We start from the raw sequence: 13,799 nt of genomic DNA, 5'->3' as shown, positions 1-13,799 counted from the left end.
TGCCGCGAGCGTGTGGAGCGAAAACATTAACGTTGCCCTACATGTAGCCTCGCAGATGAAAGCCGGAGTGGTTTGGGTGAACAGCACCAACCTGTTCGATGCAGCCTGCGGATTCGGCGGATATCGCGAGAGCGGTTACGGCCGCGAGGGCGGCAGAGAAGGCTTGCTTGAGTACCTGGAGCCGGCATGGTTCAAGCAGGCCGCCGCGCTACCTAAGTCATCAGCACCTGCGGCTAGCCAAGTTGCGGAAGAAGGCGAATCTGTTGCTAGTGGTCCGGGTATCGACCGTACGGTAAAGCTCTATATCGGCGGTAAACAGACTCGTCCCGATTCGGGATACAGCTTTCCCATCCATGCAAGTGACGGAACTCTGCTCGGCGAGGCTCCGCTCGGCAATCGCAAGGACATTCGCAATGCGGTTGAGGCCGCACGTAAAGCTGAAGGCTGGGCAAAGGCGACCGCTCACAATCGTGCACAGGTACTGTATTACGTCGGCGAGAATCTATCCCAGCGGGCTGATGAAATAAGCGCGCGCCTGGCGCGAGTAGTGGGCGAGAAGCAGGCTGCGCGCGAGGTGGCTCAGAGCATTGAACGCGTCTTCTCATATGCCGCATGGGCCGATAAATTTGACGGGGCAGTCCACAATCCTCCGTTCCGCAATGTTTCGATAGCCATGAACGAGCCGGTCGGCGCTATTGGCATCGTGTCTCCGGCTGAAGTTCCGCTGCTTGGATTCCTTTCGCTGGTACTCCCGGCAATCGCGATGGGGAATACCGTTGTGGCGATTCCGTCGGAGCGATATCCGCTGATTACCAGCGATCTGTATCAACTATTTGATACCAGCGACCTTCCTGCCGGAGTTGTGAACATCGTTACGGGACGGGCCGCCGAGTTGACCAAAGTCGTCGCTGAACACGACGATGTCGATGCCATATGGTCGTTTACTGACGAAGGCAGCGCGGCGCAGGTGAAATTGCTGTCCATAGGAAATCTCAAGCAAGTCTTTACCAACGAGGGCCGAGTCATTGATTGGTTCAACAATGACCAGGCGGAGGGCCGATGGTTCCTGCAGCACGCGGTTCAAGTAAAAAACATCTGGGTACCGTACGGGGAATAAAGCGCGACACCGATGGTGAGCACCTGGGGCGGGTTCGGAGAATCTGCACTGCTCTGCCTGCCACCACGGAAAAGCTCTCGCACGGCGCGCCAACTTTTTTCGTGCACAAGAAGGTCTTCGTAATGTTCGCCGATAACCACCATAACGATGGACATGTGGCGGTATGGATTGCTGCGCAGCCTGGTCTCCAACCGTCTCTCATCAAGAGCGACCCTAAGAGCTACTTTAAGCCGCCTTACGTCGGTGTTCGAGGCTGGCTTGGTATTGAACTGGAGCGCATTAGCGATGAAGATCTCGCAGCGCATATTGGCGAGGCCTGGTACTTGATTGCGCCACAAAAGACGAAAGCTGCCAGGACACTAAGTGCGAGGTGAATCCACAACTGTGGCAATCAGGTTTGAGTTGCCTCCGAGCGTTGCATCCCAACCTCCCTCGGTATCACGTTTTTGAACTTGCCAGAGACAACGGTTCTGCGTCCTGAAGTCAAGCCGCGGCATTACGACGCGCTTACTCGCTTCCTGTTCAGCGGAAGCCCATTGGATGTAGCCGAGCCTGCGGACCACACGCATCCCTGGTATCTCGTGCTATGGCTTACCGGTGTCGATTACTTTTCGACTATCGGTTATCAACCGGGAATCGCATTGCTAGCCGCTGGCGCGCTGTCGGTTCCCGCGACCGGCATCCTTGTTTTGGTTACGGTTTTTGGCGCTGTTCCCATCTATTCGGAAGTCGCGGCGCGATCCTATGCCGGCCAGGGCTCGATTGCGTTGCTCGAGAATCTGTTTTCAGGATGGAAGAGCAAGATTTTCGTTCTGATCTTGCTTGGATTCGCGGCAACCGATTTTGTCATTACCATGACGCTCTCCGCGGCGGACGCCGCGCGGCACGCAACCCAGAATCCGTATCTGCACCGCTTCATTGGTGAGCACACGCTTGATGTAACGCTCATCTTGCTCGCGTTGTTAGCCATCGTCTTCATTGCCGGATTTCGAGAAGCCATTGTCGTGGTCGCAGCCACTACAATTCCATACATCGCGCTGAACATCTGGGTGCTGCTCTATGCTGGGAGCATCGTGTATCGGCGACCGGAGCTGCTCGCGAACTGGACGCGGGCTTTACAGGGGCATGGAGACTGGACCGCCATCTTTGTTGCTTCGGCACTGGTGTTTCCCAAACTGGCTTTGGGCCTGAGCGGATTTGAAACCGGAGTTTCCGTCATGCCGCTAGTTAATGGCGGCGGAGAAGATCAGGCGGCAGACAACTACGCTGTACCTGCCGGACGCATTCGTAACACGCGCAAACTGCTCGTCACTGCTGCGGCGATCATGAGCGTTTTGTTATTGCTCTCCAGTTTCGTCTCGGTGTTGCTGATTCCAGAAAGTGCGTATCAGGAAGGCGGTCCCGCCAACGGGCGCGCCATTGCTTATTTGGCACACGAGATCATTGGAAACCGTTTCGGCAGCTTCTACGATCTTTCCACCATTCTTGTGCTATGGCTCGCCGGCGCGTCGGCGATGACCGGACTCCTGAATTTGATTCCACGCTATCTACCACGATTCGGCATGGCGCCACCGTGGGTAGCGTATCGCCGTCCGCTGGTCCTATTGCTGCTCGCGATCGACGTGATTGTTACCGTAATTTTCAAAGCCGACGTCGATCGCCAGGGAAGCGCTTACGCGACTGGCGTGTTAGTGCTGATGTTCTCTGCCGCTGTGGCTGTGGCGCTGGCGCTATGGCGCGAGAGTTCGAGAGAGAATCCGTTCTCGTACGTTAAGGCTTCGTATTACTGGGTCGTCACGATTGTGTTCGCTTACACGTTAGTCGCCAATGTCATCGAACGACCTGACGGAGTGATTATCGCTAGCTGCTTCATCCTGCTGCTGCTCGTTCTCAGCGCCGTAAGTCGCTACTTGCGCGCGACGGAAATGCGAGTCTCCGAATTTGAATTTGTAGATGATGAGTCGGAACAGCTATGGAACTCGTTGCGCGATAAGAAGATTAATCTCATTCCGCACCATGCCGACGATGCTCATTATCGTGCGGAGCTGAAAAAGAAGGTCCAGAGCTACCTCAAGTTACACGGTCGCGCCGCATTCTTGTATGTGCGTTTGATGGACAACCGCAGCGAATTCTACTCATGTCTACGGGTGCAGGTCAGGCGCGAGGGCGAGGATTACGTCGTCGATGCCCGCGGAGCGACGGCGATCGCGAACACCATCGCGTTTCTGGCCGACATCCTGAATCCGATTAGTGTCGTGCTCGGACTCACCGAGCGAAATCTGATGACGCAAGCGTTGGCCTTTGTTCTATTTGGGGAAGGTGAGATCGGCTTGGTTGTCTATTCCGTCCTGGTGAAATTCTGGCACGTACATCCTAAACCCGACCATCCCTTGCTGTTTCTAATAAGCGGATGAAAGAATCGCAACCCATCGGTTCACGTTTCCCGGCTTGGATTAACCATTCGGTTCACGGGATGAGAACGAGTGTTCAGGGAGCTTGAAGTTGCGGCATCTGATGAAGCACGAAAATGTTTAATGGAGTCATCAAGTTGAAGCGTTTTCCACCGGAACTCATCACAGCGCTCGACCACCTTGGCATGCCGTTTGCATTTACCCATCGCGGAAAGTGTGGAGACGGAAGCGAAGAGCAGGAGCAGTGAAGGCGATACGGAATATGCGCATTGCTTCCACCGCCTCAACACGAAACGGAGGCAATATGAAACGGCAAATCGTAAATCTGCTTGGCGTTCTTGGCCTGCTGCTCGTGGCGGCATGCGCAAACGCTCAGGGCGTCAACGTTAAAGCGAATGTTCCTTTTGACTTCACTGTAGGTAAGTCGAGTCTGCCCGCTGGCGCATACAGCATTCAGTCGCTCGCAACGGCCACCGGCAGCGTGCTCGCGGTTCGTGGCGAAAACGCTGCAAAGAACATGCTTGCTTCGGCAAACAACGCAGAAACCTTGAATCCTTCACCGAACAGCAGGCTTGTATTCCACCGGTACGGAGACCAGTACTTTCTGTCGCAGATCTGGCTTCAGGGTGAGAAAGTTGGACGGCAGTTCAGGATCAGTCGCCGCGAAGCCGAGATAGCGAAGAGCGTTCCGACTTCAGAAGATGTGATCGTTTTGGCAGCGCTGCGCTAACGATTACCCTCAAAGAAGTCCAAAGAGAACGGCACAGCCTCTGTGCCCTTCTCTGTTATCTACGGCGCCGCTAAGGTTCACCACATATGACGATGGCCAACGGACCGAAGTCAAAAATTAGCCGGCCCACGAGGGCCGGCTGAGTGACGTTTCGGAGGTAGGAAGAAGCTCCAGAGTTGGTCTTTCTGAGCTCACGCCAAGCGACTGTGAAATCGACCGGCGAAAGCTCAGAGCCACAGGAGAGCCTAGATCATCATAGTCGCTCAATGGTTATTCCGATGAGCCTTCGAACGACCGAAAACTGGCCAACTTGCGCCAGCATCTACTCGCGCCATCGCGTCGTGTCCAATTTAGTTGGAGGATAGCGTTGTTCCTCCCCTGTTTGACTGATGAATACCGCTCAGTTTGCGCCAACTAGCTGCGAATGTTAGTTTTGAAAGCTTGGCATTACATTCATAACTTCACAGGAGCAGTCGCCCATGGCAGTGGTGTACAACGGCGTTCCTCTCCCCTCGGAAGGCTCGCCGATTCGCTACGAAAACGGGCAATATCGCGTGCCCGACAATCCAATCATTCCATTCATTGAAGGCGATGGTACTGGTCGTGACATATGGAAGGCCTCACGCCGCGTTTTTGATGCGGCGGTTGAGAAGGCGTATGGAGGCAAGCGTCACGTAGTATGGTACGAAATCTTCGCGGGCGAAAAGGCGTTTTCACAATTCCGGAACTGGATGCCGGAGGACACATTGCGAGCTGCGAAGGACCTGCGCGTCTCCATTAAAGGTCCCCTCACCACACCTGTGGGTGGTGGCATCCGGTCGCTCAACGTCGCCATGCGGCAGGAGCTTGATCTGTATGCCTGCGTGCGTCCCGTTAAGCATTACGCTGGCGTTCCCTCCACGGTGAAGTATCCGGAGAAATTGAACGTCGTTATTTTCCGAGAGAACACAGAAGATGTTTACGCAGGCATCGAGTGGAAAGAAGGAAGCGATGGAGCGCGTAAGCTGATCCGGTTCTTGAATGAGGAAATGCTCGCCGGCGGAAAAAAGCGTGTACGCGAAGATTCGGGTGTTGGTATCAAGCCGATTTCGATCACAGGAACAAAGCGGCTCGTGCGTCGTGCGATCCAGTTCGCCCTGGAAAACAAACGTCCATCGGTGACGCTCGTTCATAAAGGCAATATCCAGAAATTCACTGAAGGCGCTTTCCGCGAGTGGGGATACGAGGTTGCCCAAGCTGAATTCCGTGATCGGGTTGTGACCGAGCGCGAGAGCTGGATTCTCGACAACAAAGATAAGAGCCCGCAGATTACGATTGAGCAAAACGCGCAGCAGGTAGAGCCCGGTCTCGAGTTCGCTGCCGAAGAATTCCGCAAGGGCGTCCACGCGGAAGTGAAGGACGTTCTCGACAAACTTTCCCGGTCTCACGGCAATGGCCAGTGGAAGAAGAAGCTGATGATCAATGATCGAATTGCCGACTCCATCTTCCAGCAGGTCATCATTCGGCCGCAGGAGTACAGTGTTCTCGCTACACCAAATTTGAATGGCGACTACATCTCTGACGCATGCGCTGCGCAGGTTGGCGGGCTCGGAATCGCTCCGGGAGGAAACATCGGTGACGGTTACGCGATCTTCGAAGCTACGCACGGCACCGCACCAAAATACGCCGATCTGGACGTGATCAACCCAGGCTCGGTGATTCTCTCGGGCGTGATGATGTTCGAGCTGATCGGCTGGCGTGAAGCCGCGCGGTTGATTGAAAATGCGCTCGAAGAGACCATCCGGCAAAAGAGGGTTACCTACGACTTCGAGCGCCAGATGGAAGGCGCCACTAAGGTCAAGACGAGCGAGTTCGCCAGCTACATGATTGGAAACATGGACGCTCTCGCCGGTGCAAGGCGCGAAGTCGCCTTAGCGTAAAACATTGAACAGGGGGCACAGAGCACATTGAGGCATAGCGGTCAGAATTCTTAGTTCCAGTCCTTCTCTACAATTTCGAACACTAAGACTCAACTCCTCGCTGACCTTTGTGTCTCCGTATTCACTCTTGCTTTTCCAAAATTGCGATGGAGCAACAAGAATGCGCAAGAAAGTGTCAATTGTCGGCGCCGGCAATGTAGGAGCCACCGCCGCACACTGGATAGCCTCAAAGGAATTGGCGGATGTCGTCTTGATCGACATCATTGAGGGTGTTCCCCAGGGCAAAGGCCTTGATCTGTTGGAGGCGATGCCGATTGAGAAACGTGATTCGCGCGTTATCGGTACTAACGATTACGCCGACACTGCTAATTCAGACATAGTCATCATTACTGCGGGGATACCCCGCAAACCCGGTATGAGCCGCGATGACCTGCTCAACACGAATTACAAGATCATGCAGGATGTAGTGGGCAAGGTCGTGGCAAATTCTCCTAATTCGATTCTCATTGTGGTCTCGAATCCGCTGGATGCGATGGCTCAGGCTGCCTTTCGCATCAGCAAATTCAATCGTGAGCGGGTGATTGGCATGGCCGGTGTACTCGACTCCGCGCGTTTCCGAGCTTTTATCGCTGAAGAGTTGAAGGTCAGTGTAGAAAACATAACCGCATTCGTCCTCGGTGGACATGGTGATACCATGGTTCCACTTCCCCGGTATTCAACTGTCGCCGGCATTCCCATTACAGAACTGATGGATAAGCCGACTCTAGATCGTATTGTGCAACGTACGCGCGATGGCGGCGCGGAAATCGTGAAGTATCTGAAGACCGGCAGTGCTTATTACGCCCCGTCGTCAGCCGCCACGGAAATGACAGAGGCCATTCTTAAAGACAAGAAGAAGATCTTGCCCTGTGCGGCGTATTTACAGGGAGAGTATGGAATCAAAGGTCTGTTTGTCGGTGTGCCGTGCAAGCTCGGAGCACGTGGCCTGGAACAGATCATCGAGATCAAGCTGACAGCTGAGGAACAGGCGGCACTGAAGAAGAGCGCTGATGCTGTGCAGGAACTCGTGAAAGTTATCGGAGCATAGGGTGGCTCGCAGATAATCTTGTCTCGGGAATTCAATGACTTCGAAAGATTTTCCTCAAATTGTGGGACGAAGAAGTCGCCTCGACGCGCAAAGTGATTGAACGGATTCCGGAAGCTTCGAATTACCGTCCTGATCCGAAATCATAGACTGCGCGGAAGATCGATTCGTTGATCGCTCGCGAAAAGCTGCACTTGCGGACGGACTATAGAAAGGTGAATTGGAGTGGCTGAGGTGCCTGCGCCGCCGACGATGAAAGAAGTTTTCGCCGCATATGGCCGCAATCATCAGGAGGCCAGCGCGAAACTTCACAAGGTTGACACCACGCGATGCGATGCGCTCGTACCTTTCATCATTGGGTGGGCAAGCTGTCATGAACGAAACAGGCTACGACAACGCTTGGGTTTTTTTGGCTCGACATTATTCGTCATCGCGGGCAGCTCTCGACGTATCTGCGTGCAGTGGGCTCGACCGTGCCGCAGATTTACGGGCCCCAGCGCCGATGGGCCTATGTAGTAGTCGCTGGCTTATGGGCTAATTAACTCTATCGATTGATATCGAATTCAATTTCACATCCTGTGCAGGGCGATCCTGCGAATTGCGCTTGACCTTCGTGATCGCGTCCACAATGTCCTGACCTTCTATTACTTCACCGAAGATCGTGTGATTGCCTGTGAGCCATGGCGTAGCTGCAACCGTGATAAAGAACTGGCTGCCGTTTGTGTTGGGACCAGCATTCGCCATCGCGAGTTTGCCAGGCATGTCGAACTTGTGGGGAGACCCCTTGGTCTCATCTGCAAACTTATAGCCGGGTCCACCCATGCCTGTTCCGCTCGGGTCGCCGCCCTGGATCATGAAATCGGGAATCACGCGATGGAAGATAGTTCCGTTGTAGAGCGGGCCCGGACCTTTCTTACCGCTGATGTTGTCGCTCCAGTCGCGCTTTCCTTGAGCTAGATCGGTGAAATTCCTGACGGTGTTCGGTGCGTCTTTCTCAAATAGCCGGCAGACGATCTTTCCCATAGTCGTATCGATGGTGGCATAAGTTCCAGCTTGGCGAGACATATAGTGTCCTTCCTGCGTTATGAGTGAAAACGACTAGTTTGAAACATTGAAGTGCACTGCCGTTCAAGGGGCTCACCAGCATTCATGCAACTTCCAGCAGAATTGACGCAAGGCATCGATCAGCTCACAGCAGAATTCCATATCTGGAACTGGCGCCGGCCTCTGCGGAACTTACCTCTGAATATCGTGGTGGGCGAAAGGGACGACCGCACCTCGACAAGTCGCACTTAGCTGCATACCTCATTAGCGGTCTGCCCGAATCTTGGCTTAGCCAAAAAAGCATTCGGGACACCTTGAACTGGATCTATGCACTCCGCAAGGCCTGAAGCGGAAACTGTTTCCAAGAAAGAGGGCGACGATTACAAAAAGTTGCGAAAAGCCGAATGGATGCTGTCCATGACATAGCCGGTCAACATCGTTCTAGGTTTCGTCCGCTGACGGTCCGTATGTTGCCGGAACTGGAATGTCGTTTAGTCGCAAATAAACTCCAAGCTGCGCGCGGTGGTGGATCATGTGATTGATCACAAAGCTCCGGAGAACAGCAGCGCGGGGCAATGTGAAAATTGGACATCCATTTGAAATTAAAGTCCATCCACCGCCGAGATGCTGGTCGCTAGCTCCCTCAATGGCAGCTCGTGCAGCGGCGACGTTCCGATCGAAATTCTCCAATATCTTCTCGCGGGATGAGATTGGCGGATTGCGCAACGGCTTTCCTTCTGGTGCTATGTCGAGTCTGTCGAGATCAATGGCATGATTCGTCCATGTGGGGATATTCGAGAGATGGCCAGCAAGCGATCCCATAGTGCTCGATTTGGGATGTGCACGCCATTCCCACTTCTCGTTTGGCACTCGCTCCAATGTGCGGCGTGTTATGCCCATTTCCTTATCGAATTCGGGAAGCAATTGCTGGGCAATGGTCATATACTCATCTCGCTAGCTATCGCTGCTTGGGAGCTGGCTGTTTTGGCGCAGCAGGTTTGCTTGCAGCCCTATTTTTCTTCGCCGTGGCCGGCTTCTTTATCGTTGCCGCCGATTTCGGCACTCCCACGATGTCGATTGTGTTGATCTTCACTGGATCATATGGACGATTATCGCGAGGATCGGCAGCTTTGCGCGCGATCTGCTTTACCAGCTCCACGCTGTCTGGAGTGCACTGACCAAAGATCGTGTGCTTTCCATCGAGGTGCGGCGTTGGTACTTCGGTGATGAAGAACTGCGAGCCGTTCGTGGCTGGTCCTGAGTTCGCCATCGCCAATCTGCCTGGGACATCGAACTTCAGATCCGGCGAAAATTCGTCTTCGAAGCTATAGCCGGGTCCGCCCTGACCATTTCCGAGCGGATCGCCGCCCTGAATCATGAAGTTTGGAATTACCCGGTGAAAAATGGTTCCGTTGTAAAGTGGGACACCTTGCTCCCTTTTGTGGATTTCAGGATTTTTCCATTCCTTCGAACCTGTTGCCAAACCAATAAAGTTGCCAACTGTCTTGGGTGCCTCTTTGAGGAATAGTTCGCAGGTAAGATCGCCGACCGAAGTGTGAAATATGGCTTTCGGATTCTCGACGGGTGCTGCTTGAGTGGCCCTCGACTGTGTACCCAACGCGCTTCGTGGAGTAGTGCTTGCTTTGGGCGTCGTGGTGCTCGTTTGGGCCGCGAAAAATGACGATGTTACGCAGACAAGAACGCTGAGGAAAGTTCTCATTATGACTCTCGAGTAATGCTTTAAGGTAAATTTTACTTCGAGGCACTCATCTGCCGTGCCAGCGAAGGTCTTTCTTCTGCTTTCAATTTCCGGCTAATCGCTTCTACTTCGGTGAAGACGCGCATCAGATTCCCTCCGAGAATCTTACGAATCTGCTCCGCTGTGTATCCTCGTTTGAGCAAACCTTCGGTTATCTTTGGAAGATCGGCGGCAGAGTCGAGTCCTTGTGGCATTGACGGAGTGCCATCGAAATCGGAGCCCAATCCCGTGTGATCTACTCCAGCAATCTTGGCTACATGATCGATGTGGTCAATGATCGCCTCAAACGGAGGACGCGGGATCTTCGCCGCCCATTGCTTCGCCACCTTATCAGTCTCACGGTAGCGAGTCACCGGGTCAGCGTCTTTGTACTGCTGAGCAACCGCATCGATCGCTGCGGTACGTTCTTTGGATTGCGCCTCGTAAGCTTGCCGCCAATTTTCGTCCACGAATGCAGAGTAATAGTTCACCATTACCACTCCGCCACGTCGACCAAGCTCCCGCAGCATGTCATCTGTCATGTTGCGTGGGTGATTGGTGAGCGCGCGCGCCGAGGAATGCGAGGCAATTAGGGGAGCACGGCTTGCTAAGAGTGCGTCATAGAAAGTCTTGTCCGAGACGTGGGAGATGTCGACCATCATGCCCAGCCGGTTCATCTCGTACACCACGTCCTTCCCGAATTCAGTGAGGCCATTGTGGTGTTGCACCGAGGTGTCGTTGATGTCACCGGAAGAGTCCGCCCACTCATTTGTATTCGACCAGGTGAGCGTCATGTAGCGAACACCCAGGCGGTAATAGTCGCGGAGCAGGCCCAGATCATTCTCTATAGAATGTCCGCCCTCGATCCCCATCAGCGCCGCGAGCTTGTGCTCGCGGTGAGCGCGTTCAATATCAATTGTCGAGAACGCCATCATCATTTTGTCGGGATGCTTCGTTGCCTGCTGATACACAGAATCGATAAGAGCAAGAGTGCGGTGCGCGTATTGTCCCTTGAACTCCTTGGGTTCCACCCAAATCGAAAAGAATTCAGCTCCCAGGTTCCCCGTCTTCGCCTTCGCGAAATCGAAATTGCCCTGATCGCCTGCTGGCGGATTCGCCATGTCGAAGTTATCGTCGAGCAGGCGCTGTGTGGTGTCGGCGTGAGTGTCTATGATCAGCACAGAGTTGTGAAGCTGTTTTGCGCTTTGCGATTCGACCGGCTTCTTTGCCGGCTTAAATTGGGCCATAAGTGGAGAAACGGTCAGGAAGCTTACCACCGCACACAGCACGATCCGTGGCAGCATCGTCGGAAATCTGTCCTTGATAGAAGGTTAAAGGCCGCTGAAGGCGGCCTTTTGGGAATTCTACATGAATAAGAGTGCCAGCCTCCTATTGCGGAGCCAGCGGAAGAACGGGGGCTGCTGGTGCAGCCTCTGTGGGGTCGGAGGCCTTTGTCTGAATCGCCACCGGATACGGATATCGCTGTGACACCATCACGTGAAAGCAAGCTTGGCGGCGCTCTTCTTCCGGCTCGATGACGTCCTGCTCCTTCATTCGTGCAAGGTAGTTTGCGACCCACTTGTGCTGTTTGCGCGTCAATCCGCGCTTACCGATGTCCACGGTTGTACCGGCCAAGTGCGACGAAGCGACTTCGCCTTCCGCTGGCGCGGCGTTGTGATTGAAGCGCATCAAATGCCATTGTTGCTCGACTGTCCGAACCGCCGATGTGACCTGTAGCGGCCTTCCGAACTGCTGATGGAACTCGCGACTTATGTCGTCAACAAACTGAACCGCCCAAGGACGCGCATAGCGACGATTCTCTTTGAGATACGGATTCACCGTCAGGTACTCACTGCTCACGATCGGCACGAGCACGCCGCGTTCTTCGAGTTGTTCGAGCTGGGCATCATCCTCGATGCGCATTAATCCAGCCTGATCGATCTCGGAGTTCTGTTTGAGCAGGGAATCGCGGGATCCACGCAGCTCCGGTGCAACCGGAGGTCCGTAGTAGCGTAGGCGGCGAAGATGAGCACGGCGGTGATGACGTCGCGGCGAGGAAAGGTGCCGTGTTTTGGTCCGACGCGGCAGACTGTGCACGTCCGCCCGGGCCGATACCGCAACGATGATCAACACGAGTAGCAGAGAAGTGCGACGCATGTGCCTTTGGTCCCTGTAGTTACGAGTCGTTTCCAGCATCTCCGAATCCCTAGCTAAGATGCAACCGGATATTAACCGGGTTCTCCCTTTAGTAACAAGAATTTATGTGCGTAAGGCGGTTGTACTTTTGTGTGACCGAAAACTCGGATAGGGCTTGCGGAAGCAGCTGGAGAAAACCGGGTCAAAAACCGGTGAAAGCGGCGCCTGTGCTATCCTGCACCCCTTCCGAGGCCGCTGAACCGTGGTTCTTCCCTTATTCAACACGGTGCTTTTGGACGTGACGGTCCTGCTGTGTTGCGTCGCCTGCTTGATGACGTTCACAAAAATGTCCGTTACGCATCCCGCTACGATCTATCTGCTGTTTCATGGTTTGTTTTCCACTGCCCGAGCAATCGCAATCCTGAATGGAGCGACGACGCTGTTCTCATGGAAGGGCGCAATTCCCGTTTCGGAATCTGAAATTGCAAGGTCACTAATGTTGGCTGACCTGGCACTCATTGCGATGACCAGTGCATGGATACTGGCAGCTCACCTAACCGCACGCCCAAGTGCAATGAAGAGAGACGCGAAGCCTCGAAGGCTACGTCCGGAACTTCTGAAGCCCGTTGCGATAGTTTGTATTCTGGTCGGCTGCGCAGCTATGTTGCTTTGGAGCAAGCTTCCGGGTATTTCTACTCCCCTGATCAGCGCTGGGCAAAATTCAAATTGGATAGTAATCCCTCAGACATGGGTTGGATTGAGCCTGCTTGCCTTGATTTACTGGTATGGGTTTAGACCGGGACTGTTGATAGGGCTGGCTGGCTATTTCGCCTGGGTAATTTACCAAGCGAACTTCCGTTTCCGCTTGCTAATAACGCTCATTCTGCTCATGCAGATCTATCTAGACCGTCGGGGACGCAGCTGGCCCGGGATGTCTGGAATTAGTGTGTTCGTGATCAGTGCACTGCTTTTCTTTCCTTTAAAGGGAATCGGTCAGCAGCTGCAGGCAGGCCAAGGAGCGGGAGAGGTATTGGAGAATGCGAGAACGGAAATCGCAAGCGTGTTCACAGGCGACCATCCCGATCAAACGATTCTGGATCAGTTCGCCAGCGCCCTTACTTTGGCCGATGCACGCGGGCAACTTTATTGGGGGCTTACTTACGCTGGCCTGCTCACGGTTGCCATACCTCGGCAATGGTGGCCAGAAAAGCCGGGCCTGACCGAATATGAGCACCAGATATCCACCAGCGATCGTCCTATGGCGGACACAGGGATGGTGGTCACCATGTTGGGAGAGTTTTATCTCAACTTCGCTTACCCCGGCGTCGTGATCATGTCATTCGCCGTGGCCTACTTCACTGGAGTGTGGTTCGATGCCGCGTATCGTGCGGGCTACTTGTCCCTTATGCACTTTACGTACTTGCTGGTCGCATGCAATCTGATTCAGGTATATCGCGATGGACTGATCTCGCTGTTCGTGTTTACAGTGATCAACATGTTTCCTTTGGTACTCCTTGTCGCACTCCACGTTTGTATGCGTCGAAAGCGAACGTTGTATACGCAAGCGATTATCGAAACGCCTCGTGTGCGCCAACCCATGACGTGATTCCGTGATGCGGG

The 13,799-nt window shown here is 54.0% G+C and carries 13 protein-coding genes; 8 read left to right on the top strand and 5 right to left on the bottom strand.

Going from position 1 to position 13,799, the window contains the following annotated elements; all coding sequences use genetic code 11:
* From DMG62_13565 to DMG62_13535, 7 genes are all read left to right on the top strand, one after another.
* On the top strand, positions 1 to 1,117 hold a 1,117-nt coding region (locus DMG62_13565), incomplete at its 5' end, for an aldehyde dehydrogenase (protein ID PYY22490.1).
* Positions 1,060 to 1,491 carry a phosphoribosylglycinamide formyltransferase gene (locus tag DMG62_13560; protein ID PYY22483.1) on the top strand — a complete coding sequence of 144 codons (432 nt, stop codon included), beginning with the start codon at positions 1,060 to 1,062 and terminating at the stop codon, positions 1,489 to 1,491. The genes DMG62_13565 and DMG62_13560, both read left to right, overlap by 58 nt.
* A 72-nt stretch (positions 1,492 to 1,563) precedes the next feature.
* Positions 1,564 to 3,531, top strand: coding sequence for a hypothetical protein (locus DMG62_13555; protein PYY22482.1), 1,968 nt, complete (start codon positions 1,564 to 1,566; stop codon positions 3,529 to 3,531).
* Positions 3,532 to 3,790: 259 nt separating this feature from the next.
* The gene (locus DMG62_13550; protein ID PYY22481.1) at positions 3,791 to 4,258 is read left to right on the top strand and encodes a hypothetical protein; all 468 of its coding nucleotides are present in this window, start codon (positions 3,791 to 3,793) and stop codon (positions 4,256 to 4,258) included.
* 479 nt (positions 4,259 to 4,737) lie between these two features.
* Entirely contained in the window at positions 4,738 to 6,177 is a 1,440-nt protein-coding gene (locus tag DMG62_13545) for an NADP-dependent isocitrate dehydrogenase (protein ID PYY22480.1), read from the top strand.
* A gap of 160 nt (positions 6,178 to 6,337) precedes the next feature.
* Entirely contained in the window at positions 6,338 to 7,264 is a 927-nt protein-coding gene (mdh, locus tag DMG62_13540) for a malate dehydrogenase (GenBank protein PYY22479.1), read from the top strand.
* Positions 7,265 to 7,680: 416 nt separating this feature from the next.
* Positions 7,681 to 7,803, top strand: coding sequence for a hypothetical protein (locus DMG62_13535; protein ID PYY22478.1), 123 nt, complete (start codon positions 7,681 to 7,683; stop codon positions 7,801 to 7,803).
* Here the strand turns inward: DMG62_13535 and DMG62_13530 are convergent.
* The 5 genes from DMG62_13530 to DMG62_13510 form a co-directional block, all read right to left on the bottom strand.
* Positions 7,796 to 8,326, bottom strand: a complete 531-nt coding sequence (locus tag DMG62_13530; protein ID PYY22477.1) for a peptidylprolyl isomerase — start codon at positions 8,324 to 8,326, stop codon at positions 7,796 to 7,798. The two genes, DMG62_13535 and DMG62_13530, sit on opposite strands and share 8 nt — an antisense overlap.
* Positions 8,327 to 8,746: 420 nt before the next feature.
* A complete protein-coding gene (locus DMG62_13525; protein ID PYY22476.1) occupies positions 8,747 to 9,247 on the bottom strand; it encodes a damage-inducible protein DinB in 501 nt (166 codons plus the stop codon).
* A gap of 16 nt (positions 9,248 to 9,263) precedes the next feature.
* Positions 9,264 to 10,025: a peptidylprolyl isomerase gene (locus DMG62_13520; GenBank protein PYY22475.1), complete on the bottom strand. Its 762-nt coding sequence runs from the start codon at positions 10,023 to 10,025 to the stop codon at positions 9,264 to 9,266.
* A gap of 32 nt (positions 10,026 to 10,057) precedes the next feature.
* The gene (locus tag DMG62_13515) at positions 10,058 to 11,290 is read right to left on the bottom strand and encodes a membrane dipeptidase (protein ID PYY22489.1); all 1,233 of its coding nucleotides are present in this window, start codon (positions 11,288 to 11,290) and stop codon (positions 10,058 to 10,060) included.
* 142 nt (positions 11,291 to 11,432) lie between these two features.
* On the bottom strand, positions 11,433 to 12,200 hold the full coding sequence (locus DMG62_13510; GenBank protein PYY22474.1) for a hypothetical protein: 768 nt from the start codon (positions 12,198 to 12,200) through the stop codon (positions 11,433 to 11,435).
* Between the two features lie 241 nt (positions 12,201 to 12,441).
* Between DMG62_13510 and DMG62_13505 the strand changes: the two genes are divergently transcribed.
* Positions 12,442 to 13,785, top strand: a complete 1,344-nt coding sequence (locus DMG62_13505; GenBank protein ID PYY22473.1) for a hypothetical protein — start codon at positions 12,442 to 12,444, stop codon at positions 13,783 to 13,785.
* Positions 13,786 to 13,799 lie beyond the last annotated feature (14 nt).

The sequence above is a fragment of the Acidobacteriota bacterium genome, from assembly GCA_003225175.1.
Lineage (GTDB): Bacteria > Acidobacteriota > Terriglobia > Terriglobales > Acidobacteriaceae > Gp1-AA112.
The sequence above is the reverse complement of the archived record's forward strand: the minus strand, read 5'-3'. Positions and strand labels throughout refer to the sequence as shown.

Coding starts and splice junctions, on each gene's coding strand:
- DMG62_13560 (PYY22483.1), top strand. CDS start 1,060: ATGGTTCCTGCAGCACGCGGTTCAAGTAAAAAACATCTGGGTACCGTA.
- DMG62_13550 (PYY22481.1), top strand. CDS start 3,791: ATGCGCATTGCTTCCACCGCCTCAACACGAAACGGAGGCAATATGAAA.
- DMG62_13545 (PYY22480.1), top strand. CDS start 4,738: ATGGCAGTGGTGTACAACGGCGTTCCTCTCCCCTCGGAAGGCTCGCCG.
- mdh (PYY22479.1), top strand. CDS start 6,338: ATGCGCAAGAAAGTGTCAATTGTCGGCGCCGGCAATGTAGGAGCCACC.
- DMG62_13530 (PYY22477.1), bottom strand. CDS start 8,326: ATGTCTCGCCAAGCTGGAACTTATGCCACCATCGATACGACTATGGGA.
- DMG62_13525 (PYY22476.1), bottom strand. CDS start 9,247: ATGACCATTGCCCAGCAATTGCTTCCCGAATTCGATAAGGAAATGGGC.
- DMG62_13520 (PYY22475.1), bottom strand. CDS start 10,025: ATGAGAACTTTCCTCAGCGTTCTTGTCTGCGTAACATCGTCATTTTTC.
- DMG62_13515 (PYY22489.1), bottom strand. CDS start 11,290: ATGGCCCAATTTAAGCCGGCAAAGAAGCCGGTCGAATCGCAAAGCGCA.
- DMG62_13510 (PYY22474.1), bottom strand. CDS start 12,200: ATGCGTCGCACTTCTCTGCTACTCGTGTTGATCATCGTTGCGGTATCG.